The 25,666-nt window shown below is 44.4% G+C and carries 21 protein-coding genes and 2 pseudogenes; 16 read left to right on the top strand and 7 right to left on the bottom strand.

What is annotated here, in order from left to right; all coding sequences use genetic code 11:
* The first annotated feature begins 113 nt into the window (after positions 1-113).
* From ACFO3D_RS05125 to ACFO3D_RS05110, 4 genes are all read left to right on the top strand, one after another.
* On the top strand, positions 114-1,409 hold the full coding sequence (locus tag ACFO3D_RS05125; RefSeq protein ID WP_390295455.1) for an extracellular solute-binding protein: 1,296 nt from the start codon (positions 114-116) through the stop codon (positions 1,407-1,409).
* Between the two features lie 81 nt (positions 1,410-1,490).
* Positions 1,491-2,384, top strand: coding sequence for a carbohydrate ABC transporter permease (locus tag ACFO3D_RS05120; protein WP_390293564.1), 894 nt, complete (start codon positions 1,491-1,493; stop codon positions 2,382-2,384).
* 100 nt (positions 2,385-2,484) lie between these two features.
* Positions 2,485-3,327 carry a carbohydrate ABC transporter permease gene (locus tag ACFO3D_RS05115; protein ID WP_390293563.1) on the top strand — a complete coding sequence of 281 codons (843 nt, stop codon included), beginning with the start codon at positions 2,485-2,487 and terminating at the stop codon, positions 3,325-3,327.
* Positions 3,328-3,360: 33 nt separating this feature from the next.
* Positions 3,361-3,606, top strand: coding sequence for a hypothetical protein (locus ACFO3D_RS05110; RefSeq protein ID WP_390293562.1), 246 nt, complete (start codon positions 3,361-3,363; stop codon positions 3,604-3,606).
* Positions 3,607-3,762: 156 nt separating this feature from the next.
* Here the strand turns inward: ACFO3D_RS05110 and ACFO3D_RS05105 are convergent, their stop codons facing one another.
* Genes ACFO3D_RS05105 through ACFO3D_RS05095 form a run of 3 tightly spaced genes read right to left on the bottom strand, consistent with a single transcriptional unit; the run spans position 3,763 to position 8,892 of the window.
* Positions 3,763-5,028, bottom strand: a complete 1,266-nt coding sequence (locus tag ACFO3D_RS05105) for an exo-beta-N-acetylmuramidase NamZ family protein (protein WP_390293561.1) — start codon at positions 5,026-5,028, stop codon at positions 3,763-3,765.
* A gap of 57 nt (positions 5,029-5,085) precedes the next feature.
* Positions 5,086-7,191: a glycoside hydrolase family 3 protein gene (locus tag ACFO3D_RS05100; RefSeq protein ID WP_390293560.1), complete on the bottom strand. Its 2,106-nt coding sequence runs from the start codon at positions 7,189-7,191 to the stop codon at positions 5,086-5,088.
* A 12-nt stretch (positions 7,192-7,203) separates the two neighbouring features.
* Complete coding sequence (locus tag ACFO3D_RS05095) at positions 7,204-8,892, bottom strand: serine hydrolase (RefSeq protein ID WP_390293559.1); 1,689 nt, start codon at positions 8,890-8,892, stop codon at positions 7,204-7,206.
* Between the two features lie 217 nt (positions 8,893-9,109).
* On the opposite strand from ACFO3D_RS05095, the gene ACFO3D_RS05090 reads away from it, so the two are divergent.
* The gene (locus ACFO3D_RS05090; RefSeq protein WP_390293558.1) at positions 9,110-10,009 is read left to right on the top strand and encodes a DMT family transporter; all 900 of its coding nucleotides are present in this window, start codon (positions 9,110-9,112) and stop codon (positions 10,007-10,009) included.
* Positions 10,010-10,042: 33 nt separating this feature from the next.
* On the opposite strand, the gene ACFO3D_RS05085 is transcribed toward ACFO3D_RS05090, so the two are convergent.
* Positions 10,043-11,068 carry a potassium channel family protein gene (locus tag ACFO3D_RS05085; protein WP_390293557.1) on the bottom strand — a complete coding sequence of 342 codons (1,026 nt, stop codon included), beginning with the start codon at positions 11,066-11,068 and terminating at the stop codon, positions 10,043-10,045.
* 119 nt (positions 11,069-11,187) lie between these two features.
* Positions 11,188-12,516, bottom strand: coding sequence for a short-chain fatty acid transporter (locus ACFO3D_RS05080; RefSeq protein WP_390293556.1), 1,329 nt, complete (start codon positions 12,514-12,516; stop codon positions 11,188-11,190).
* Positions 12,517-12,883: 367 nt separating this feature from the next.
* Between ACFO3D_RS05080 and ACFO3D_RS05075 the strand changes: the two are divergent.
* The 4 genes and pseudogenes from ACFO3D_RS05075 to ACFO3D_RS05060 form a co-directional block, all read left to right on the top strand.
* Positions 12,884-13,090: pseudogene (locus ACFO3D_RS05075) on the top strand (flagellin N-terminal helical domain-containing protein); the annotation flags it as partial.
* 277 nt (positions 13,091-13,367) lie between these two features.
* Positions 13,368-14,306, top strand: a complete 939-nt coding sequence (locus ACFO3D_RS05070) for a flagellin N-terminal helical domain-containing protein (protein WP_390293555.1) — start codon at positions 13,368-13,370, stop codon at positions 14,304-14,306.
* Positions 14,307-14,649: 343 nt separating this feature from the next.
* Positions 14,650-14,763, top strand: a pseudogene (locus ACFO3D_RS05065) (flagellin); the annotation flags it as partial.
* Positions 14,764-15,295: 532 nt separating this feature from the next.
* Complete coding sequence (locus tag ACFO3D_RS05060) at positions 15,296-15,550, top strand: hypothetical protein (protein ID WP_390293553.1); 255 nt, start codon at positions 15,296-15,298, stop codon at positions 15,548-15,550.
* Here ACFO3D_RS05060 and ACFO3D_RS05055 read toward each other — a convergent pair.
* Positions 15,543-16,463 carry an endonuclease gene (locus ACFO3D_RS05055; protein WP_390293552.1) on the bottom strand — a complete coding sequence of 307 codons (921 nt, stop codon included), beginning with the start codon at positions 16,461-16,463 and terminating at the stop codon, positions 15,543-15,545. The two genes, ACFO3D_RS05060 and ACFO3D_RS05055, sit on opposite strands and share 8 nt — an antisense overlap.
* A gap of 196 nt (positions 16,464-16,659) precedes the next feature.
* On the opposite strand from ACFO3D_RS05055, the gene fabI reads away from it, so the two are divergent.
* From fabI to ACFO3D_RS05030, 5 genes are all read left to right on the top strand, one after another.
* On the top strand, positions 16,660-17,439 hold the full coding sequence (fabI, locus tag ACFO3D_RS05050) for an enoyl-ACP reductase FabI (RefSeq protein ID WP_390293551.1): 780 nt from the start codon (positions 16,660-16,662) through the stop codon (positions 17,437-17,439).
* A gap of 289 nt (positions 17,440-17,728) precedes the next feature.
* On the top strand, positions 17,729-17,824 hold the full coding sequence (locus ACFO3D_RS05045) for a putative holin-like toxin (RefSeq protein ID WP_390293550.1): 96 nt from the start codon (positions 17,729-17,731) through the stop codon (positions 17,822-17,824).
* A gap of 492 nt (positions 17,825-18,316) precedes the next feature.
* Positions 18,317-18,829, top strand: coding sequence for a sigma factor (locus tag ACFO3D_RS05040; RefSeq protein WP_390293549.1), 513 nt, complete (start codon positions 18,317-18,319; stop codon positions 18,827-18,829).
* A gap of 666 nt (positions 18,830-19,495) precedes the next feature.
* Positions 19,496-20,695: a CynX/NimT family MFS transporter gene (locus ACFO3D_RS05035; RefSeq protein ID WP_390293548.1), complete on the top strand. Its 1,200-nt coding sequence runs from the start codon at positions 19,496-19,498 to the stop codon at positions 20,693-20,695.
* 21 nt (positions 20,696-20,716) lie between these two features.
* A complete protein-coding gene (locus ACFO3D_RS05030; protein ID WP_390293547.1) occupies positions 20,717-21,907 on the top strand; it encodes an MFS transporter in 1,191 nt (396 codons plus the stop codon).
* Between the two features lie 166 nt (positions 21,908-22,073).
* Here ACFO3D_RS05030 and ACFO3D_RS05025 read toward each other — a convergent pair whose 3' ends face one another.
* The gene (locus ACFO3D_RS05025) at positions 22,074-23,726 is read right to left on the bottom strand and encodes an SLC13 family permease (RefSeq protein WP_390293546.1); all 1,653 of its coding nucleotides are present in this window, start codon (positions 23,724-23,726) and stop codon (positions 22,074-22,076) included.
* A 155-nt stretch (positions 23,727-23,881) separates the two neighbouring features.
* Here ACFO3D_RS05025 and pxpB point away from each other — a divergent pair, with 155 nt between their 5' ends.
* Together pxpB and ACFO3D_RS05015 are read left to right on the top strand one after the other, a co-directional pair.
* Positions 23,882-24,613: a 5-oxoprolinase subunit PxpB gene (pxpB, locus tag ACFO3D_RS05020; RefSeq protein ID WP_390293545.1), complete on the top strand. Its 732-nt coding sequence runs from the start codon at positions 23,882-23,884 to the stop codon at positions 24,611-24,613.
* The gene (locus ACFO3D_RS05015; RefSeq protein WP_390293544.1) at positions 24,597-25,361 is read left to right on the top strand and encodes a LamB/YcsF family protein; all 765 of its coding nucleotides are present in this window, start codon (positions 24,597-24,599) and stop codon (positions 25,359-25,361) included. The genes pxpB and ACFO3D_RS05015 overlap by 17 nt, the downstream gene beginning before the upstream one ends.
* The last annotated feature ends 305 nt before the right edge of the window (positions 25,362-25,666 follow it).

The raw sequence follows: 25,666 nt of genomic DNA, 5'->3' as shown, positions 1-25,666 counted from the left end.
TGATAGTTAAATAGCTATTGATACATTTCATATAAATTAAAATTTCAAAGGGGGAGAAATAATTGAAAAGACTTTTCAAAGGTCCTGGCGCCTTAATCTTTATAGCTATACTTATGCTGCTTATTGCAGTTGGCTGTTCAGATGACGGCGGCGAGGCCACAAAGGATGGAAGCACTGACGATGCAGTCAAAAATGACGGAAAAGTAAACGGAACACTTGAGATTCAGTACTTTGTCGGCGGATATGGGGATTCCTGGTGGAAAGAAGTAATCGGGGATTTCAAAGAGGAATATCCAGACGTTGAGATTGTCGAACACGCAGGTCCTAATATTAACGAAGAAATGAGATCCCGTTGGGTTTCCGGCGATCCACCTGATGTTGTATACATTGATGGGGCAGGCTCAAGTGAAACACAGATGGTGGAAGACGGCCAGCTGATGAACCTCACTGACTGGGTAAAAGAGATCGAGGTTGATGGAACTCCATTGACTGAAAGCTTCATTGTTGATCCAGCTAAATATGATGGCGACATATACAGTCTGCCACTTGTTTTCGATACTTGGGGAACATGGTATGACAAAGCCTGGTTTGATGAAAAGGGATGGGAAGTACCATCTGACTTTGAAAGCTTTATGAGCACAATGGGTACAATCAAAGAAGATGCGGATATCGCGCCGTTTGTTACAACAGGTCAGCATCCGTACTACTTCCTGCGAGGTATGCTATATCCAGCATTTGGAGCTGCCGGCGGTGACGAGTTACTGAACGATGTTATCACTGGGGCAGAAGGTGCTTGGACTAGTGAACCAGTACTGAATGTAATGAAAAAAGTAGAGAAAATGGCAGCAGAAGGTTACATTGATCCTGGGTTTGGAGCACTTAACCATACACAGTCACAAATGAACTTCCTGCTTCACAAAAATGCATTTATTCCGGTTGGTTTCTGGTTGCCGAATGAAATGGCAAACGATACACCTGAGGACTTCGACTATGGATTTATTCCATCTCCAATGAACGAGTCAGGCGAACCGATGGCAATTGTTCCGGACCTTCGTCCACTGGCAATCGCTGAGCAAGCGGAAAACAAAGAAGCAGCTAAAGCATTTGTTGAGTTTGTTTTTACTAAAGAATACGCTAAGTTGTTCTCTGAGCACACTGGTGCGATTATGAACCTTAAAGGTGTGGATCTATCATCCAATGAAAATGTACCACAGTATCTGATTGATGCGAATGCAATGATCAACGATCCTGAGCAGGTACAAATCTATCATAAGCCACATCCAATGAGTGCGGATCTGGAAACTCCTATTTCTTCAGCATTGGTATCCCTGATGCTGGGTAACATTACTGCTGAGGAGTTTGTACAGAAGGCTGAGGAAGCTGCAGCCAAATATCGCAGCAGCAACTAATAAAATCAGTGTATGGAATGTAAAGGCAGATGTTTTCTGGCTCTGCATTCCATACCTTTATTTCACAGAAAGAGTGATAGGATGGTACAGTCTAAGAAACAAAAATACATATTCCTGGCTTTTTGCCTGGTTCCCACCTTTATCATGTTCAGTATTTTCACGTTGTACCCCTTATTCAGTGGGTTGTACTATTCATTTTTTGAATGGTCAGGGTCTTCGCAGGTTAAAGAATTTGTTGGTTTTGATAACTATATAAATCTTTTTAACGACGAAATTATCCCTGCGACAATCTGGCATGATTACTTCCTTGTAGTAACAAAGGTTATCGGAATAATGATTATGGCTATGTTCATTGCTGTTGCCCTCACACAATTGAAGATAAAAGAAGCGCCATTTTACCGTATAGTATTTTTCTTCCCGAATATTATGTCGGTCGTTGTAATCGGTATTCTATGGACATTTATCTACAATCCAAGTCTTGGCCTGATAAATTCCGGGCTGACGTTTCTTGGTCTGGAAGAGTGGGCAAAACCATGGCTTGGAAGTGAAACCTGGGCGTTACCAAGTCTTGTTTTACCATCAATCTGGGCAGGTATCGGCTTATTCATGCTACTGCTTATGGGCGGGATTGCAAATATCTCGAAAAGCTATTATGAAGCAGCCGAAATTGATGGGGCAAACGAATGGCAGCAGTTTTGGAAGGTAACCTTACCACTGGTATGGCCTCAAATAAAAATTTCCATTTTATATATCGTTATTACCACTCTGAACGGATCGTTTATCATTGTTCAGATTATGACTGGTGGAGGACCGAATAACTCAACACATGTTATGGGTTCCTATCTCTACCAGCAGGCTTTTAAGCAGTATAACTTTGGATATGGAGCAACAATTGGTGTAATGATTCTTGTTCTTTCGCTTATAACTGTACTTATTTTGCAGTTCTTCTTACGCAGAGAAAAAGTAGAATACTAGACCGCTTAGAAAACGTGTTGTTCATCAAGCCTTTGGATGAATGGCTTAGTTCACTCACGCAGATAAAGGAGTTATATCTGCCAAAAAGGAGGAAAACACCGTGAAACGAAGTGTAGGCCAGATTGTGGCTAGAATGGGTATACGGCTGCCATTAATCTTATGGACAATAGCTGTACTTTACCCGATTATCTGGATGTTTATCGGCGCATTTAAATCAAACGCAGAAATTTACGCAAACCCATGGGGGTGGCCGGAAACATGGAACTTCCAGAACTTTGCAACCGCATGGTCTGAATATAATATCGATACAAGTGTATTTAATAGTTTAATAGTTACCGTTGTCGGTGCTGCTCTGACCCTGGTGCTGGCGATTCCAACCGCGTACGCACTTGAACGGATCCGCTTTAAAGGGAGCAACTTCCTGTTTACATTATATGTATCAGCGATGATGATTCCAATGGTGCTTGGCTGGATTCCATTATTCTTCCTGTTAGCAGAATTCAATTTGCTGGATAATATTTATGGACTTGCCATCGTTTACGCAATCAGCCAGCTGCCATTCTCGATTTTTGTGCTGACCAGTTTTATTAGTACAATTCCTAAATCACTGGAAGAATCAGCAGCAATGGACGGGATGTCACCATACGGGGTTCTTTGGAAAATAATTACCCCGCTGTCGATGTCCGGAATCATCACTGTAACGATTATGAATGCGATCCAGTTCTGGAACGAATATTTTATGGCATTGATTTTCCTACAGTCAGAAGGCAACTATACCCTTGCTTTGGCGATTGATTACATCAGTAGTGAAGCACAGTATACGAATGCATGGGGAACGCTATTTGCAAGTCTTGTAATCGCGATTATCCCGGTTATCGTGCTGTATGCAATCTTCCAGCAGCGTATTGCTAAAGGAATGACCGAGGGAGCTATTAAAGGGTAATATTATTTTATCGTACAGCGGGAGAATCCTAAGATGGATTCTCCCGCTGTATTTTTTGTTGTGAAGGAATTGAAGGGGAGCAAGATTCCGGTGCTTGCATCGTTTTGTATAGGAACGAGCCCGCTATTAAACGTATTATTGTCGATGCGGATCAATCAGGAGTCATCTGCGATTGGATTTGGTGATAAACGTTGCAGATTCGATGATAGCGAAACGAAATTCGGTGATAGGCGATCCGGATTCGAGGATAAGAGGGCATTATCGCAAAAAATCCGGTGATAAACGTCCACAATTCGATGATAAATACCCATGCGACAGTTAGTACGAGAACATTTTCCTGTAGTGAACCCTAACACAAAAAAGGGGTGTTCCGCTTAAAACGGAACACCCTCTTTCGGTAAATTGTTTTTTCTAAGGGGGAATTTAAATGTCTTGCTAGTATAATAGATACCCTTCTCGTAGATTATTAAACTCATTTAAATCATTTTGCCATTTTTCCTGCATGTATTCGACTGATTTACCTTCTTCAATTGCTTCCCGTACCCAGCCGTTTCCGATCAGCAGATCAAAGAATGAAACGCCTGCACTGTTTTCTGCACGGAATGCAAAGTCTTCAGGATACAGATCATGGATTGTCTTAACAATGTGCAGGCCGGTCACAACAGGATTGAATGACTGTTTGTGTGTGACGTGTATCTGAACACCGTTGCTAAGGTCGCCACTATGCTTAGAATATATTGGTGTAAAGGATGCTGCACGGAAATCCACACCTGGCAGATTCAATTCATTTAATGCTGCCGCAAGTTCAGTGCTGTTGATATATGGTGCGCCGATCAACTCGAATGGACGGGTTGTTCCGCGTCCTTCTGAAACGTTTGTACCTTCAATCAATGCTGCGCCTGGATAAACCATCGCCGTTTTTGGTGTTGGCATGTTTGGTGACGGCATTACAAACTCAAGTGGTGTATCTTCGTAATACATATTGCGTTTCCATCCTGCCATTTCCACAACCGTTAAGTCTGCTCCGATGTCAAATTCATTGTTAAATAGTTTCGCAAGCTCACCAACGGTCATACCGTGACGCAACGGAATCGGATATTTTCCAACGAAAGAAGAATAATCCGAGTCCAGTACTGGTCCTTGTACTTTTTCTCCTCCAAGCGGATTAGGACGATCCAGTACGACGAAAGGAATGTCATTTTCAGCCGCTGCTTCCATTGCGTATGCCATTGTGTAAATATACGTGTAGAAACGTGTACCTACATCCTGGATGTCGAACAACAGGACATCCACGTTTTCAAGCATTTCTGGGGTAGGTTTACGTGTCTGTCCATAAAGACTGTAAACAGGAAGTCCGGTTGTTTCATCGATATAAAAATCAACATATTCACCAGCCTGGGCACTGCCGCGTACGCCGTGCTCAGGGCCATAAAGGGCTGTCAGGTTAACGTCTGGATCGTTATGCAATACGTCGACGCTGCTGTTCAGATCCTTGTCGACGCCGGTAGGGTTGGTAATCAATCCTACGCGCTTTCCTTCAATAAGTTCTTTTTGCTCACTAAGCAGGACGTCCACCCCGAGCTTAAACCGTTTATCGAGTCCTTTAGCTTTACCGTTGCTGTGGTCATGTGCCATCGCTGCTGCAGTAAAAGACCCCACGATGAGAAGAAGTGAGATGATACCAATCAAGTATTTCTTCATACTGTAACACGCTCCTTGTTAAATTTTAAAAAAGTTGGTGAGGACAAGGCACCCTCCTTAATAGGAGAGACCATGTCCGAATTCAAATAATACGCCGCCATTCGGATTAGGAATGGTTACCGGTAATTGTCCGGTCGGATTGTTTTCGCCAAAAATGGACGCTGCTGTTGCTTCAAAACTTGCATCTCTGAATCCGTATTGTGCAAGGTAAGCATCGACAGTAGGGTAAGCCATGATATCGTATGGATTACGAATTCCTACGCCGATTACCGGAGCGGATGCTTCATCGATTAGCTGATTCACCATCTGCATTTGCGAGTTTCCAGGTGAACGTCCCCACACATTGTATGTGTACGTTCCAACGATTACTGCACTGGCATCTTTAACCGTAGCCAGTTGTTCATCCGATAGGGGACCTGAAGCATCAATTACTTCAGCGTTCGGATGGAATTCTTTTACCGCGTTATACAGGCTGCTAACAAATGAGTTGCCTACTACAACTACTTTTTCATCTTCATTTACATCAAGTGGTAGAGCATTTTCGTTTTTGATCATCGTAATTGATTTGTTTGCAGCTTCCGTTTCAATTTGCTTATGTTCCTGAGAGCCAACGACATCGACGGCATTCGCGATGATTTCACTGACCGGTGTTGGTGTTTCGGCCTTGATAATTCCGCGTTCGATCTTAAGGGTCAGCAGTCGTTCTACAGAAGCCTCAATGCGCTCCTCCGAAATCTCTCCTGTTTTGACGGCGTTCAACAGGCCATCTGCTACATCATTCAGACCAACCGGCATAAGGACAATATCTGTTCCAGCTTTCACCGCACGGATTGCAGCGTCAACCGGTCCAAAGTGGTCCTCGATTGCATTCATATTCAGTGCGTCGGTGATAATGATGCCGTCAAAGCCCATTTCCTCGCGCATCAGCCCGGTTAAGACTTTTTTGGAAAGTGTTGCGGGCAGGGAAATCTCTGTTCCGTCTTTTTTGGAAATAACTTTGGTATCATCAATTTTAGGGAATGTGACATGTGCGGTCATTACCGCATCAATTCCCTGTTCCATTGCTTTCTGGAACGGATAAAGTTCCACTTCCATCAAGCGTTCTTTGTCATATGGGACTTCCGGCAGTCCAAGGTGTGAGTCAACTGCAGTATCGCCGTGGCCAGGGAAGTGCTTGGCCGTCGCTGCTACACCTGTGCTCTGAAGTCCTTTCGTATAGGCGATCCCCATATCAGCCACAAGCTGTGGTGATTCACCAAATGAGCGTACACCGATTACCGGGTTATCCGGGTTGTTGTTTACATCAAGTACCGGTGCAAGGTTCATATTGATTCCAAGGGAGTTAAGCTCTTCGCCAATAGCTTTTCCGACGTTGTACGAAATGTCGGTTGAGCGGGTAGCGCCAAGTGCCATATTGCCCGGGAAATCGGTTCCAGATTGCAGACGGGTCACGATGCCGCCTTCCTGGTCAATCGTCATAAGCATGCCGTATTTTTCGGATGCTTCCTGATAGGCTGCAACCAGTTTAGCTGTCTGCTCGGTTGTTACTACGTTTTCTCTGAAAAGAATTACGCCGCCGAGGTGGTATTCTTTGATTGTCTGTTTTATTTCCGGAAGCATTTCAGTAACATTCTCACCATTCCATTTGCGGAAATCAGGCATCAGCATCTGTCCGATTTTTTCTTTTAACGTCATGCCCTCGATTGCATTTGAAATAAGGTCATAACGGTCACCGTCTTGTTTAACCACTTTTCCGGAGAAGGAAGGCTTTCCTGCTTCGGCGGACTTGTCCACTTTGTAATCAACCGCAATCCGGTCGGTGGAATTGCCGTCGGATACCGTGATAAATGAACGCCCTGCTTGTTCTGTAAATGTAACAACCCCGTCCTGGTTGACTGTGGCAACATTTTTATTGGTTGAATCCCAGTTAAGGTTTTCACTGGTCAATTTAAAATGACCATTATTGTAGATGTGCAATGCGCTTAAATCTACTGTGTTATCAGTGATGTCAGCTGCCGCTTGCGGAACGTTTTCAAGGATAACCAGGTCCTTGACGTCAGCCGCTTCAGCAGCGTTAACTGTATTGCTGTTAAAACTGAATGGGCTGACCAGCAGCACCATTATTGTCATCAAAATAAAGGAAACTTTCAGATTAACCTTCATTGTTTTCCCCCTTTAATAGTTTCTTTTAACCCAGTCGTTACTAGAGAAGCTTAATGTATTATTATCTAGCATTGGATTGGAAATATACCATCCACGACCATTTGTGTAGGAATCAGTCTCATAGTTGAACCGTATGAAGTTGGTTCCGGCAGGGATGGTGACTTCCTCCTGCGTCCAATCCGCACTTAAACCGGTGTACGATTCGCCGACAGTGGTCCATGTTTCGCCGTCTTCAGAAACCTGGACTTTACCAAAATCATATCCTGGCTCGATCCGGTGCCATGTTTTGAACGACAAGGTACTGTCTTCTGTAACGTCAACCTCAGCGGTCAGGGTCTGGCTGTCCTGATCACCATATCCAGAAAACCATGTTTTACTTTTATGTGGAACATTGACAGGAATCGCATCGGCTACTTTACGGGCGAACTGACGTCGTGCTGGGTTGGTTGAGACAGTTTCCCGGGTAGGGTGGACTCGATTTGTTAAAAGAACTGCAACAGTGTCGTTGCTCCGGTTGATAACGATTGATGTACCGGTATATCCGGTATGACCAATTGCTGTTGGTCCGGATAATGCGTCCATATACCATCCTTGTCCAACTTCCCAGCCAAGGCCGTGTTCGTCACCAGGGAACTGAGGAATCTGGTTTTCAACCAGTAGTTCAACCGTTTCTGGCTCCAGGATCTGCTTGCTTCCATAGCGGCCGTCATTAATAATCATGTGACCAAGCTTGGCTAAATCGTTTGCGGTCGAGAACACCCCAGCATGTCCAGCAACACCACCGAGAGACCAGGCATTTTCATCATGGACATTGCCCCATACAAGTCCACGGTTGGTCCACGGCTGGTATTCAGTTGCGGCAATTTGGTCTTTTAATTCTTCCGGCGGGTTGTACATGGTGTCGTTCATGTCGAGAGGTTCTGTAATGTGTTCTTTGACAAACTGGTCGAGTGGCATTCCTGATAAACGCTCTACGATAACGGCCAGGGTAATCATATTGAGGTCACTGTATGTGTAGGTGGAACCCGGCTCATTTGCGAGTGGATACTGAAAAACGTGTTCCAGACGACCCTGCTTAGTTTCACCAATCGTGTAGAGGGGAACCCATGGTTTGAACCCTGAAGTATGGGTCATCAACTGACGGATTGTTACGTCTTCTTTCCCATTTTGAGCAAATTCAGGAATATACGCGGCTACAGGGTCGTCCAATTCGAATTTCCCTTGCTCGTATAACTCCATAGCTGCAATGGTAGTGAATATTTTACTGAGTGAAGCTACATCAAAAATAGTATCTTTTGTCATTTTGAGTGGATCTTCCAGTTTGGTTTCCTGATCGTCCTTATAGAGAGCGGCATGCCCATATGCTTCATGCTGAACGATATGACCACGGCGGGCTACAAGGGTAACTGCCCCTGGCATAACGTCATTTTGGATCATTTCCTTCATAACAGAATCAATTTCTTTGAGCGGTGCCGCCACCATACCTGCTCCCCGGACTGAGCCAGGATGCAAGACAGGGGAGGATGGTCCTGGAGTGCCCCAGCTGAATTGCGGGTGCGCTGTATCCTGAGCGTGCTTTGATGCATGTTTCTCAATTGAGGATTGGATTTTACTGTCTGCTTCTGTCTCGATTTCTGTAGTAGCTAAAAAGGATGTCGATACGAGTGCGGATAGTGTAATATACGACAATTTCCGTTTCATTTCTTTCCTCCTTTTAAGTATTGTAACTGCTTACATTTAGAATAGTTATAATAGTTGGAAATGTATATGCAACTATTGGATTAAAAAACTTGGGAAAGTTGAGGGATATGTGGTAAAGGTAATAGGTCGGAAAGTCTATCAGGATTCTCTGATTGTCAGGGTGAACCGGAAACTATTATAATGAATCTATTACATTACATAAGAAGGTTTTGCTGTTATGGGAAAAGAATTGCTAGAAAAGAAATGGGTAATTTGGACACTGATATTATCGATCACATTGATTTGGGGATATGCATGGGTGGCGATGAAGGCGTCGCTTAATTTCATGGGTCCGTTTACGTTTTCGGCGTTCAGGTTTGGAACCGGGGCGTTGACATTACTTCTGGTTGTCTGGGTAATGCGGGCTGGGAAACCACCGAGGGACATGTGGAAGCACCTGATTGTGGTTGGGATGCTTCAGACAGCCATCGTATTTTTGTTGGTTATGTACGGCATGCAGTTTGTGAACGCAGGGAAGTCGTCCGTTTTGCTTTACTCGATGCCGCTTTGGAGCACAGTATTTGCCGTGAAGATGCTGGGTGAGCGGGTCACGGCTTTTAAGGCAGTTGGTCTTGGAATTGGTATGGTTGGCCTGCTGACAATCCTTGGCTGGGACGTATTTGTTGTGCAGGATGCCGAGGTTATCTTCGGAGAGATTTTAATCGTACTGGCGGCAGTGGCGTGGGCTGCTTCGAACATTTATTACCGGCTGAAACTTGAAAATGTAACTAAACTGCAGGTGTCTGCGTACCAAATGCTGTTTGGGACAATTGGCATAGTAATTGCCACGATTTTTGCCGAATGGGGAGACCCGGTGAAGCTGACAGGGGAGAGTATTTTCTACATATTATTTACCGGTGTTCTGGCATCTGCACTATGCTTCACGGTCTGGTTTATTTTGCTCAGCGCAATCGACATGGTAACCGCAACCCTATCAACACTCCTTGTCCCCGTGTTCGGACTGTTCTTCGGCTGGCTCATACTGGATGAGACGCTCACAGGTGGCGTATTAATAGGGTCCGGGCTGGTAATTGTAGGGATAATCGTTGCACAGCTAAAGCGGGACAGAGGAGCCTGACCCCCTGTCCCAGTTCTTAAGCGGAACGAGGGGTCAGACCCCTGTGTCCCGGAGTTTCTGGTATGTTTCCTGATTGCAAATCACATATAGTTCGGCATCGGCAGGGATTTTTTCATCGAGCCGGCGGTTAATGTCCAGTTTCTCACCGTCAGAGATCAATGTGGCGCCCTGGTGCAGTAATTCCTTAAATGCGTCCTGATATGTCACCCACGATTCTTTTTTAGGAAGTTGGTACAAATTCTCACCCTGTCTCCGGCTGATCAACTGGGAATAAACTTTGCTTACTCCTTTATAGATAGCCGAGCGAACCGCAAGATTGGAAATGGTTTGCTGAGATAAAATGAACTCATCGACTTTAACATGCGAGAAGTTGGAAATGTTATTTTCAGTAAGTATCTCAACAGTGGTATGTACAGAGGGCGCCATCCGTTCGACTACAATCGCGACGGTCAATGTTTTTGCATCCCTTAAGGAAGCGTCCTGAATCGTATCGTCGGAAAAAATGATGACCGAATCAGCCGCCGAAATATTTGCCTTTTCATATGTATCTTCCTCGGTTGTATCTCCCTGGATATAATGCACACGTTCCTCGCCAAGGTCAATCGGCGTTTTTGGCAGGTTATCAATTATTATGATATCAACTGTTTCGGTTGAAGCAAGAATCTCGTTCACTGCGGTTTCAGCTTTTTTGCTCCAGCCGATGATAATAACGTGTCCTTCGTTTGTGTATTCCATCCTACCTTCCTCCTTCATTCTTCTGAAAATCGTCAAGGCATCAATGATCTTTCCAATAACTGCTCCCAACAGCCCGATTCCAATAAGGTACATCACAACAGCAAATACTTTTCCGGCCGCTGTGACAGGGGAGAAGTCACCATAACCCACAGTTGAGAACGTGGTCATTACATAATAGAAGGAATTGAGCAGATTCCCGAAGTTGTCCGGTTCAAGGGCGTACATGATAACAGTACATAATATGACGAATACTAGGGTGGAAATCGCTAATGTAAGGTTGCGCATCTTAATTAACTTGAGCCCAAGTCTTAAAAAAACATGCATGTGCGTATGGCCTCCTTTCTGAGAATGGTATTATTTTACCACAGTATTGAAGATAGGGCAGTTCCAGTAATCAAAATAAAAAGAGGATGCCCACTGTTTTTGGCATCCTCTTGAATCTTTTAAAAGAACAGCAGTCCGATAGAAATCGGAATAAAGCTATAAAGCAGGATCATCACACAGAATCCCATAATGTCACGAACCTTTAGCCCGGCAATCGCGAGAAGCGGCAATGCCCAGAATGGCTGAATCATGTTCGTCCACGCATCACCCCACGCAACGGCCATCGCGGTCTTAGCGGTGCTTGTGCCGATTTCAAGGGCAGCCGGAATCATAATCGGTCCCTGCACAGCCCACTGGCCACCACCGGATGGAACGAAGAAGTTGACGATTCCTGCACTGAGGAACGTGAACAATGGCAAGGTGAATTCGGTCGAGATACTAACGAACCACATTGACATTTCCTCAGAAAGCCCTGAGGCGACCATCATTCCCATGATTCCTGCGTAAAAAGGAAACTGAATAATGATTCCACCGACGTTCTTTACAGCGCCGGTAACAGCATTAAGGAAGCGGCGCGGTGTCTTATGCAGCATAATGCCAAGGAAAAGGAAAATAAAGTTGACGATATTAATGTTCAAATCAAATCCATTGTTAACAAAATGATAGACAATAAACGCTAGACCAAGAATACCAATCAGCAGAGAAATGATTTGACTGTTCTCCAGTCTTTCAGCAGGTGTCATTTCTGCTGTACTGGATATTTCTTCTTCTGTATCGTCATCATCTGTCTTCCACGTCGATGCATTTGTAACGTTTAACGGGTCACGTGCTTGCATCAGGAACCGATTCAGGATCGGCAGTGTAATCAGCAGAGTAACCACTATGAAAATATTAAAACTGCTGAATAGGGTTTCGGTTACCGGTACTGTTCCGATTTGTTCTTCCAAAAAGTGTCCCGGGGTCGCAATGAGAAGTGGAACCGATCCTGATAGCCCGCCATGCCATAAAAGAAAACCACTGTACGCTGCCGCCATAAGCAACCGGTAGTCCACCGATGGAACCCGCTTTGCAACGTGAATGGCAAGTAATGCACCAACTACAAGACCAAATCCATAGTTAATCAGACATGCAACAGACGCAACGAATGTCACCAGAATAATTGCTTGGCCGGGTGAATTGGCAAGTGTACTTATTTTCGCCAGTACTTTTTTCACAAACGGTGTATTTGCGAGTATGTACCCCGTCACAACAATAAGGGACATCTGCATCGCAAACGAAAGCAGGTTCCAGAAACCGTCGCCCCAGTACTGGACCATATCAACAGGCGAGCTGCCGGTGATTGCCATTCCTAGGATAAATACGATAAACGTGAGAATAACCGCAAAAAGAAATGCATCCGGTAAATAGCGCTGCACCATCCGGTCAAAAAATGATGTTAAAGCCTTCAATTTATATTCCCCCTTTGTAATGTAAGCGTTTTAAAATTCTTTTGCCTTATTAAAAATATCAGAAGATTCGACAAGAAGTCAATTAAGTAAGCTGGTTGCGTGGGTGATAGACTCCAGTTAATAAGGCTTGTTTAACTTTATGAGGTGGTAGTCGGAAAAATGAATTCATTGATGGAAAAATTATTTAACAAAAAGTATTAAACATTATCAAACTATGCCGATATAAGTAATACATCATCATGATGGATAAATGTTATGGCCATAACATTACAGGAAGGATAATAACTCTAAAATGGAGTTGTTATAGATGCGGGACACAAGGATGTGACTCGTAAAAAAATTACACTTACATGGAGGTAAGGAAAAAATGAGAATTAATCACAACATTGCGGCACTTAACACGTACCGCCAGCTAACTAGTAACCAAGGGCAAGCAGCTAACTCTTTAGAGAAGCTATCTTCAGGACTTCGTATCAACAGTGCAGCTGATGATGCAGCAGGACTAGCTATTTCAGAGAAAATGCGTGGTCAGATTCGTGGATTAGAACAGGCTACTCGTAATGCCCAAGACGGTAAACTAGAAATGCCGCTCTAAGTAGTAATACTTAGATGAAAACTCCGTGAATTCGGTGGAACCCCAAACCAAACCTAGCAGTGTTGATGGTGGGCAATACCGAGCCAAGCCTAATGAATTGGTAAGAAGTAGTTAGGAAGGTGTAACGATCAGGTGGTGAGGAACCATACCAATAAGCCACCCACGAGCGCGGGGCATCCTTGAGGGATGAAGATATGATCTGAACTTTATGGAAACATAAAGAAGCAATGGTTTAAATGCCATTGTGATAACAAAATTGATTTCATTAATTCAAACTGCTGAAGGTGCACTAAATGAATCACATTCTATTCTCCAACGTATGCGTGAGTTGGCAGTACAAAGTTCCAACGATACAAATACCGAATCTGACAGAGCAGAACTTCAAAAAGAGGTAGATCAGCTATCACAAGAGCTTTCAAGAATTGGAAATAATACTGAATTCAATACACAAAATCTTTTAGATGGCTCATTTGAAGGTACTTTCCAAATTGGCGCCAATGAAGATCAGAACCTAACCATAGATGTCAAAGATATGCGTGGACAAGAATTAGGTATGGCTGGCGCAAGTGAATTTTCGGAAACAGTAACTGCTTCTGGTTCAACTGAATTAGTAGATGGTACTTATACGGTGGATGGTACCGATTTGAAGGATTCTAATGGGAATGTAATAGCTACAACCACTGATAATCTAACATTTACTTCTACTGGTACAGCAGCAGAGACAATAGTTTTTAGCCAGAAAATAGAAGATGGAAAAATTACCATTCAGGGTGGAGAGGCAACAGCCACTGCAAAGTTTGATAATGGTGGGTTAGAAGCCGGTGATTATACAATTAATTACTCTGCAGGTGCCTCCACAATAACCGATTCAAATGGAAACTTAGTAGCTTCTTCAGCTGATGATACTATATTTAAAAATGCTGATGGAGATACAGTACTAACTTTAGATGCAGCGGCTACAACTGATATGGAAATAAGTGTAGGTGGGGTAGATATTTCTAGCCAAAGTGCGGCCAATTCAGCTATTACAAAAATCAATGATGCTATCGAGACTGTATCAGCTGAAAGGTCAAAACTTGGTGCTTACCAAAACCGGCTAGACCACACAATTAATAATCTAGGCACATCTGCAGAGAACTTAACTGCTGCGGAATCACGTATTCGTGACGTTGATTATGACTTAGCTGCTGCATAAGCAGTCACAGTCACAGTCGTCCTAACTGGTAACGGTTAGCGATTATTATCGGGTGAATTGCTGGAAACCCCTTATAGCTTTCTTCTCCACAACGTAGCTGGAAACGGCAAGCGTGAAGGAGTAAAAAGAAGAAAGATTGGGCAATCAGCATCCAAGCTCCTGTGAGGAAACTCTGGAGAAGGTTCAACGACTAGGATAAACCATCTACGGCAAGAACTATGGTGATGAAATCCATAGGTGAGATAAGATTGAGTAACTTATTGATCCGAAGTTCCCGACCCCTACTGATAAATCAGAGGGTGAAGATATAGTCTAGTCATTTATGAAAGTAAATGTTCGCACGATGGCGAAAGAAATGATGGCGTTCACTAAGAACAACATCCTAACTCAAGCAGCACAATCAATGTTAGCTCAATCACAGCAATTGCCTCAAGGAGTTTTACAACTACTTAGGTAACTGGTGTAAGGGCGTCTTAACCGGTAACAGTTAAGAGTATAACTGGGTGAATTGCTGGAACTTCCTAAAGCACTTTATACCACAACGTAGCTGGAAACAGCACACGTGAAGGTTAAAAAAATGAAGTGATTATACAATGGATAATCAGCAGCCAAGCGCCTGCGGTGAAAACCTGGCGAAGGTTCAACGACTAGAGAATACGGTCTAAGGTGAAAACTAGGATTATGAATCTCGTAGGGCAGTGAAAACTGTTCGAAGTGCCCAGCCCCAAAAATTAACGGGTGAAGATATAGTCTATTCTATGATCGAAAGACATAGCGGCAAAGCAAGCCAACCAACAACCACAAGGAGTTTTACAACTTCTACGTTAATAGTTGATAATTTAAGGAGATCCTAGTTTTCTAGGATCTCTTTTCATAATTTAGAGGTAGTACTTTTAAGAACCAGCTAAGAAATTCAGTCTTAAAGAATTTAAAACTAAATATTTAGACTGACGATCTTCCAGGATAAGATTTACTAAGGGGTAAATAAAATGAAAAAAGCTCAGCTAGAACAAAAAGAATTCTTAGAACAACAGATTCAATGGAGTAAAAACCAAGTTGCTATATTAGATAAAATAGATAGCCGCCTTCATGAGATGCGAGCTATAGCAGAATATGCTCGCGATCATAAGCTTGACAAAGGGGAGGCTGACAGGTTGAATAGACAGCTAAATGAATTAAAGAATGAAATTTATTCTTTAGAGGAGCAAATGAAATCAGTTTTCAGAGAGCAGTACATCATATGAAGCAGAGCACTACAATCTTACTATAGGACAATCCGGTCATCGCTCTTAACAATTGAAGGTTATTCAGGTTTTCTTCTTTTATTATGATTTGATAGCTTTTCATTTCGATCTCACCTGAGTTGCCACCAGAACTTTTAAAATACTCCTCATAAAACATCCCACTTTTATAAGTGCTGATAAGATATGGTAGCTTTTTAAGAGCCATATTAATATTACGAGTAGGGGATTCTATATTGATTGTCTTGGGCAAATATATAGTGGTTCTGTTTGCTGATGTTTTGAATATGTATTGATAGCTATTAATTGTCTTTCTATACATGCTTGGGTGTATGTAAGTTCCTACCAAGGAGAGAAAATAATTTATTTGGAACTGATCATAAAGTAAAATTCTGTTTTGATTATCCCTGCGAAAATTCAATTGGAACTTCTCTCTTAAAATACTAACTAGTTCTGCGTTTTCTTCCCCAGAAAAACTCTCCGAAGATAATATTATTTTCCTTGCCAGTTGCCCATCGCTCTTAAAGTTCCCATCGTCCATATACCACCACGCTAAGGATTCCTTGGTAAAGTGTTTGACTATGAGGTCAAAAGGTATTACCTTTCCCACTGTGGAATACCACTTGGTTCTTAAGTAAGTGATTATATCTGAAGTACGAGATTGAACATAATAGGATTCACTGTACCCTTGCAGGAGTCTAGGGTCTTCTGTTTTTTTATATTTAGGTGAGTTTAGAGGAAGGAAGTTACTCAATTGTTTATAACAATAATAGCTCCACTCGAAGTCTGTTGCAGTATGAATATAATTAAACCTTGGTTTTCTGCCTCTCTGTAAAGTTATAGAACCGTCGCCAAGAAGTTTTCCAATCATTTGAGCTTTAAATGCAGAGCTTGTTTCGAACCAAGTTTTTTCCACCATATCACCCTCTAAATAGAATGTTTGTTCTATTTATTATACCATATTATTTAAATGAGGAGGGAAGTTAATGTATAGATGACATAAAACAGGATGTTAATGATGATACTTAAATAAATTAACTATCATTTAACACCTGGTCCTAACTATGCTACATTATATATAGAAACTTATCCTACCAATCGGAGGTACATAAATGAATTCACTAATGAAGGATAAAAACATAGTTGTAATGGGTGTGGCGAACAACCGGAGTATTGCTTGGGGAATCACTAAATCCCTTCATAATGCAGGAGCAAATCTGATTTTTACCAATCGTCAGGAGCGTTCCAAGCAGAAGCTGGAAAAGATGCTTGCCGAAAATGACATCGAGGCTAAAGCAATCGTATCCTGCGATGTGTCAGACGATGATAGTATCGTTAAGGCATTCCAGGAGATCGGGGAGAAGGTTGGTACGATCCATGGCTTGGTTCACTCGGTCGCATTTGCGAACCGAGACGAGCTGAAAGGTGAGTATGCGGACACATCCCGTGAAGGTTACCTGCTCGCACAAGATATCAGCGCGTATTCACTTGTTGCGGTTACCCGTGAGGCTAAAAAGCTGATGACAGAAGGTGGCGGGATTGTAACGCAGACGTATCTTGGCGCTGAGCGTGTTGTCCCTAACTATAATGTTATGGGTGTTGCTAAGGCTGCGCTTGAAGCGAGTGTTCGTTACCTTGCTGAAGATGTTGGTAAATATGGTATCCGTGTCAACGCGGTATCTGCTGGACCAATCCGCACGCTGTCAGCCAAGGGTGTTTCCGGCTTTAATGAGAAGATGTCTGTAATCGAAGAAAAGGCCCCGCTCCGTCGCCAGATCGATCAGGATCAGGTCGGGGATGCAACACTATTCTTGCTAAGTGAAATGGCACGCGGTGTAACCGGTGAAGTGCTGCACGTTGATTCAGGGTTCCATATTGTCGCTGGATCCTAAGCCACACGAACAGGTTTTCCTTAAATGGGAGCCTGTTCTTTTTTTACCCTCCTATCCCGCTACAAACGCATTGCCGACCATACCCCTGCTCGCATAAACTGTAATATACAAGCTCTATCCAAAAAGCTTGTGATTTATGTATAGCATTTTTTTCCAATACAAAAGCATGTACACCAGATCACAAACCAAACATTTGTTCGTATTTCAGTGGTAAAATATGCTATACTAATAACCAGATAATGTTTTTCGGGGATTGGTCGGCTTGCCCAGCTAAGAAGGGGGTGATGCCTTGAACATTTATGAAGTGTTTATGGTGCTGATCGGTTTCGGCACCCTGCTGATTGCCATGCTGACACTTGTTGTAGCGATGATGAATAAAAAATAGACCTCCCGACTCAGTGAAAAGGGAGAGGCCTATTTTCGCGGATAGCTGATCCCCTGAGGAACCGCTTATCACAGGGCCACAGCTGCAACTGTGGCCTTATTAATATATGTGAATATCTACCTAGATTATACCATAAACAAGTATACTTAAAAGGAAAAAGGTTAAATTTCTTGCGTATCCTATTTCCAAGCGAGTTAACAGTTATAGTTAAAGGAACTGAATCAATACTTTACACCCTTAAACAGAATAATTCACAAATTGTACACATATATGTACTTGACAATGTATTTAATGAAAAGTGGCTTTTTCTTCTAGACATACGCCATACATTTACACTATTCGACAAAATACTCTGTTATTTTGTTCGTTATGTAGGGCTTTCGACAATAGATATGAAAATAATTGAATAAATACGAATGTTGTATAATAAGAGTAGAAGGGAGGCTGTGGTTAGGTAGAAGTTAAATTACTAATAGAGATGGGGTTTATTTATTGAAAGAGTTTTGGGGTGGTGCAGCAACCTTCATGGAGGTTGTCGAACAGAACGAAAAGCGGATTTATTTTTTTATCCATAAGATGGGTATAAAGGACCAGTACGGCGATTATTATCAGGAGGGGTTGTTTGCGTTGTGGAGTGCATATAAAACATTTGATCCGGCTAAAGGAGAGTTTTCGACTTACTTGAATCATCAAATCAGGTACAGACTTGCTGATTTGAAAAGAACCACACATCAGCGGTTTACACGGGATAAGTTTCTTTCCGAGGCGCTCAAATGGAATATGCCAACTTCAATAACAGAAACGCCAAACGACCCATTCTTATGGGAGCGAGTTCAGTCCCAAATGACCGTGAACCAATGGAAATGGGTCTACTACAATATAATTCTTGATAAATCATTGAAATCGATTGCCGAACAGGAGAACATGACTGTGGATGCGGTTAAAAGCTGGGGCAGACAGTCGATCAGGAAGTTGCGCAAAGATCCTGTGTTAATTGAGGATTGATCGTCTGACAGTGACAGAATTCGCCATGTTCAGCGTTATTTCCTGGGCAATATTACGCATTAAAATGGAAGGACGAAAGGGATGCGTCCTTCCACCAAATGAATCTTATCCCCGATTCATTTGTTCCTCACATATGGCGTGTTGCCATTCTGAATTTTTTCAAAAAAAGCGAATCGCCCACCCCAATCACCGGAAGGTTTTCTGCTTATGCAGGGAATCTTCTTTTTTATAAGAAAAGTGTATAATTTGAGGTGCTGTTCAGCTTTTGACAGGGCAAGCCATGTCCAGCTCCAACGCCCAGCAACTAGCAAACTTCACACTCCTTCACTACGATAAAGAAGACTTGCCGATGGTGTAACCAGAGGCTTAGTCGCACTTATACCCCAGGGTGAAAAGAAGACTTGCCGATGGTGTAACCAGAGGCTTAGTCGCACTTATACCCCAGGGTGAAAAGAAGACTTGCCGATGGTGTAACCAGAGGCTTAGTCGCACTTATACCCTTGTGGTGAAAGTCAACATCGGCTCGTACCTCGCCGTGTTTCCTTTATCTCATTGCAGAGTGCTCCAGTTTGTACGTTGCTAAACGGGCGCTTGCGCTTTTCTTTAGTTAGTTAAGTCGGGTGTGCTATATTAGAAAGAGAACTTTTCGGAAGGGAATTTACATATATGACTGCTGATGAGAATGCAAAACAGATGCGCCGTTTTCTTTTGATTGCCGGGATTGTGCTGGTGGCATTTAACCTGCGACCGGCAATCACCTCGGTCGGTCCGTTGATGGGTATTATAAGGGATGACCTAGCGCTGTCAAACTGGAGTGTCGGAATCCTGACAAGTTTGCCGCTGATTGCGTTTGCCGTTATGTCACCTCTGGCACCGCGGCTTGGCAATCGATTTACATACGAGCGAACAATGATTGCCGGACTAATTCTCCTCTTGTTTGGGATTGCGGTTCGCTCGATTCCCGTTCTGGCGCTCCTATTTGTTGGAACGCTGTTTGTCGGACTGGGGATTGCTATTTGTAATGTATTGCTTCCTGGTGTGGTGAAGGATAAGTTTCCGGCGAAAGTCGCACTCATGACAAGTGTTTACTCCACCGCAATGGGAATATTTGCAGCAACGGCGTCAGGGGTCAGTATACCGCTTGCACGAGGAGTTGACCTTGGCTGGGAGCTGGGGCTGGCGGTCTGGACCGCGCCAACCGTAATTGCGATTATCGTCTGGATTATCCTTGCTCGAAAAGAAAAAACGGAGGGCGATGTGGAACTTAAATATGTCAGTGTCAGCGATAACCGGATGTGGATGTCACCGCTCGCGTGGCAGGTTGCATGCTTCATGGGGCTTCAGTCGTTCTTATTTTATGTAACGGTATCGTGGCTGCCGGAAATTCTGCACGGCAATGGAATGACGATGGCGACCGCCGGATGGATGCTGTCATTTACGCAATTCGTTGGTCTGCCGTCCAGCTTTTTTGCCCCGATTATTGCCGGCCGGTTCAAGTCGCAGAGTGGCACGGTGTTTGTTCTGGCACTTTTTGCTATCGGCGGGTATAGTGGTCTGCTGTTTGGCAGTTCGTTTGGTGTGATGGTATTGAGTACGGTGTTGATTGGTATCGCGATGAGCGGTTTGTTCGCATTGTCCCTGACTATGCTTGGACTTCGTGCCCGAAATGCCCGCCAGTCAGGTGAGCTTTCCGGAATGGCGCAATCAATCGGATATCTGCTGGCGGCGGTCGGTCCGATGTTCATCGGATTTTTATATGACCTGACACATGCATGGACGGTTCCGCTCCTGACGATTATTGGTGTGGCGCTGCTTGTTATGACGTTTGGAATGCTCGCAGGAAGAGACCGGTACGTGCTGGATTAATTTTTATTGGATGTGAGAGCAATGCAGCAACGATTATATACAATTAAAGACTTCTATTTCTGGCGAATTACCCTAAGCCTGGGGCTCGCCTCCTTTTTTATTTTCGCGAGTATGTACTCCGTGCAGCCGCTCCTCCCGGTTTTTGTAAAAGAATTCGGGGTGACGGTGTCCGAATCGAGTCTTTCCCTGTCGCTTACAATTATTGGACTGATTGCCGGGCTGATTGTACTCGGGTTTCTTTCTGACCGCAACGGCAGGACTTTTTTTATAAAAATTTCCCTCGTGGGTTCAGTCATTCCATTCCTGCTGATCCCGTTGTTTGATTCGTTTCTGTTGCTGTTGGTATTACGGCTATTGCAAGGATTCGCGCTTGCTGGGCTTCCTGCCGCATCACTTGCATATTTAAGCGAGGAGATTGACCGACGGAGTGTTCACGTGGCAACCGCCCTTTATATTTCGAGTAACGCACTTGGCGGTATGATTGGCCGGGTGATGACTGGATATATTACCGATAACTTTTCGTGGGAAACAGCGTTTTATGTATTGGCGGGCGTGGGAGTGGTTGTATTGGTGGCAGTATTTTTAATGCTGCCGAAGTCACGGTTCTTCCAGCCGAGTAACCTGACATTTGTCCGTGACATTCAGGCTTTCTTATATCACTTAAAAAATCCTGGACTGCTCGTTATATTCGGCTTGGGGATTGTCCTGCAGTTTACATTCACCGGAATCTGGACTTATTTACCATTTTATTTGCAGGACCCACCATTTTCACTTTCGCTTAAAGTGATCTCATATACTTTTTTTGCATATGGACTGGGAGTTGTCGGTTCACCGCTTGCCGGATGGCTTGCGGGGACGATTGGATTGCGTCGTGTACGAATGGCAGGGATTATTATTTTATCAGCGGGTATGTTTATGACGTTGAGTCCGTATTTTTGGCTGATTGTCGTGGGCCTCTGTGTGACATGCCTCGGATTCTTCACCGCCCATTCGCTGACGGCTGCTTCGGTCGGCGAACAGGTTACAGACCACAAGGGGAGTGCGGCAAGTCTGTACCTTGTTTCGTATTATATCGGGGTGGCGCTCGGTAGTTCGGTGCTTGGTCCGGTTTGGACGGGGCTAGGCTGGAAAGGGCTTGTACTGCTGGTGGCCAGCTTACCGGTCGTTTACCTCGTGTTTGTTCGTATATTTCAGTATAAAAAAAGCGGCTGACTCGCCCGGGGAGTTGATTCCTCGTGAGTCAGCCATTTTTGTATTCGATGTCCAGCTCTAGCGCCTACCCCCTCGAGGTCTTAAGCATAGTCTCTATGTGGCAAAAACCACCACTTTGAGCCTCTGCTTAAGCTTGTCGGGGGTGAACAAGGCACTTGCGCTTTTCTTATTTCTGAAGCATTGGTGGGATTTCAGTTAAGTCAATTCCCCATACGAGCGGCAGGAAGAAGTATACCGCTAGCGTTACAATGAAGACCCCAAGAACGTTCAAAGCGAATCCTGCCTTGGCCATGTCCGGAATTCTCAAGTAGCCGGATCCGAAAACAACCGCGTTTGGCGGAGTCGCAACCGGCAGCATGAACGCACATGATGCAGCGACACCAGCGGCAATCATTACCGCATACGGGTGAACGCCAAGTGCCACGGCAAGTGACGCCATGATCGGGTACATCATCGATGCGGTCGCTGTGTTGGAAGTAATCTCGGTCAGGAAAATAACCAGAGCGGCAACTACCATCAGAACGATAAAGATGTTCACACCCTGCAAGACATTCAGCTGATTACCGATCCATTCAGATAGACCTGACCCCTGGAAACCTGCTGCGATAGCAAGACCCCCGCCGAACAGGAGCAGAATTCCCCACGGCAGTTTAACTGCTGTGTCCCAGTCAAGCAGGCTGTCACCTTTTTTGCTCCGTGCTGGAATGATAAACAACACTAATGCAGCGGACATGGCGATAATCGCGTCATTTATATTTTCGTTGATGTATTCCTGCAGTAAGAACGAGCGGGTAATCCAGGACAATGCAGCAACGATGAATACGACGAATACTGCTTTTTCTTCAAATGATGGATCGCCAATTTTTTTCTTTTCCGACTGAATTACTTCAAGGCCACCCGGAAGCTCTTTCAACTTCAGTGGGTAGGCAACTTTCACAAGATAGAACCACGCGATAATGATGAAAATCCATGCAACTGGAACACCGAACAGCATCCAGTTGGCGAAGGAAAGCTCAACACCATACAGGTTATTGATGACACCAGCAAGTACCGTGTTCGGGGGTGTACCGATTAGTGTTCCAATTCCGCCAAGTGACGCCGAATACGCAATACTGAGCATCAGTGCTTTTCCGAAGCCGAAGTTTTCTTTTGACGTATCGATTGAGTCGTCATCCTTAAGAGTCTCGGACACCTGGTAAATAATCGCCAGTCCGATTGGTACCATCATCATCGCTGTTGCGGTGTTGGAAATCCACATCGACAGGAATCCGGTCGCAACCATGAAGCCGAGGATGATTCGCTCGGTGTTTGTCCCGATGGCAGAAATAATATTCAGCGCAATCCGTTTATGCAGATTCCATTTTTCCATGGCAAGGGCAATCATGAACCCGCCCATGAATAGAAAAATCGTATCGTCACCGTATGAGGACGTTGTCGCGCCGATATCCAGTCCGCCTGAAAGCGGGAACAGAATAATCGGCAGGAGAGACGTCGCAGGGATTGGAATCGCCTCGGTAATCCACCAGGTCGCAATCCAGAGTGTGCTCGCCAGTATTGCCTGTCCGGCATCCGACAGTCCCTCCGGCTGAAAGAATAAAAGGGTTAATGTAAATAATAGTGGTCCTAATATAAGGCCGATTAGTTGGGCAGGCGTATAGGTTCGGTTATCGCCGCCATTGTTATCCCCGTTGCTCGCGTTTGAACCATCCGACTTTTTCTCGGAAGCCATATTGGACGAGTTCGGTTTAACAAAAAAACTCAATAAATCCTTTGCCTGGTCATGCTTGTCCCATAACCAGTTCCATGTAGCTGTAATCATTTTTGCTGCCTCCTCTCGCCATAATTTTAATTTATTTTTTAAATATTGTAAAAGAAATAGCTGCAAGCGTTTACGAGGGGAGCTGCATTGGTTAACTGGACCCGTGAATTGTGCTATCCTTTTAGTAACAGTTTTAAGGTGGAGGGGTGTTCGGTATGGATATTTCCTTGCATGCGCTAGGCGATTCCGCGGTGAAAATTGAGTTTGCCGGTGACGTCTCGCCGGAAATGAACAGGGAAATACAGATTTTTTCAGAAAAAATAAAGAATGCTAGCGTGCCGGGCATCGTTGAATGGGTACCGGCGTTTAACTCGGTGACAGTTTATTATAACCCTATTAGACTGAGATATAAGGAAATCGAAGAAAGACTTCAGCAGCTGCATCAGGAAGATGGAAACTTGATTCAGTCGGGGAGACGGATTATTTCAGTGCCGGTTCTGTATGGAAATGGATATGGGCCTGACCTCGAGCGGGTTGCTGACCAGAGCGGATTTTCCGTGGATGAAGTGATTAAGGTACATAGTGATGGTCAGTATCTCGTATATATGCTCGGATTTCTGCCGGGATTTCCGTATTTAAGCGGGATGGACAAACGGATAGCGACTCCACGTCTGGAGGAACCTCGTCCCAAAATTGAGTCTGGTGCCGTGGGAATTGCGTATGAGCAGACGGGAATTTATCCGATAGAATCCCCGGGTGGTTGGAATATCATTGGCAAAACGCCACTTAAGTTATTTGACCAGCAAAAAGATGATGCATTTCTTTTCCAGGCAGGGGACAAGGTGGTGTTTTACCCGGTTGATGAAAAAGAATTTAAGCGAATAGAAGCGGAAGTTGCTGCTGGTGAGTTTCAGGTGGAGGTGACTGAAGATGGAGAAACGGATTGATTTGAACTGTGATATGGGTGAAAGTTTTGGCGCATATACAATCGGCGCTGACAAGGAGCTGATGGAGCATATTACGTCGGCGAACATTGCTTGTGGTGCACATGCAGGGGATCCGAATGTGATGGACAGGACCGTTAGTTTAGCAAAAGAATATGGTGTCGGCGTTGGTGCGCATCCTGGGTTTCCGGATATTGAGGGTTTTGGCCGGCGGATGATCGACTTTTCGGCTGATGAGATTTATAGGATGGTTGTTCACCAGATCGGTAGTTTGCAAGCATTTTGTGCGGTGCATGACGTGCCGATGCAACATGTAAAGCCGCACGGAGCTCTCTATAATTTTGCAGCAAAAAATTGGGAAGCAGCCGACGCGGTTGCTCGTGCTGTACGTGATGTGAATCCTGATTTGATTTTATTCGGTCTTGCAGGAAGCGAGCTGCTGGCGGCAGGCCGGAATGCTGGATTGAAGGTTGCGTCGGAAGTATTCGCTGACCGGACCTATCAGCCGGATGGCAGCCTTACACCACGCGGTCAGGATAATGCGTTAATTGAACGGACAGAGGATGCGGTCGAGCAAGTCAAGCAGATGGTGAACGATGGCCAGGTTCGTGCGGTTAATGGTGAGATGATTGATATTATGGCTGATACGATTTGCGTCCATGGCGATGGACCACATGCTGCGGAGTTTGCAGAAAAGCTGCGTGCGATGCTTGAGGAAGACGGCGTTGAGGTGTGTTCCGTTGGGGAATAATTCCGTTGCGCTAGTTGGCGCTTCGTATTGGTTCATTTTAAGATGCTCGGGATAGTGGCTGCCTCGCTCGAGTTTGGGGCACGCTCGCTCGAGTATTTGAGGCGCTCGCTCGACTTTACGGGAATCCCGCTCGAGAATTTGCGAACCTCGCTCGACTTTACAGGTTTCCCGCTCGAGAATTTGCAGCTCTCGCTCGACTTGATAGGAATTCCGCTCGAGCTTAGATAAGGTTCACTCGCTTATTGTCACATTTGCGTAATCTAAGGAGGGAAGCCATCAATCTGGGGAGAGCCAGGCACAAAGTC

This window comes from Virgibacillus kekensis (assembly GCF_042654125.1).
GTDB classification, from domain to species: Bacteria; Bacillota; Bacilli; order Bacillales; family Amphibacillaceae; genus Lentibacillus; species Lentibacillus kekensis.
Note: the sequence above shows the minus strand (reverse complement) of the source record. Positions and strands in the feature narration are given on the sequence as shown.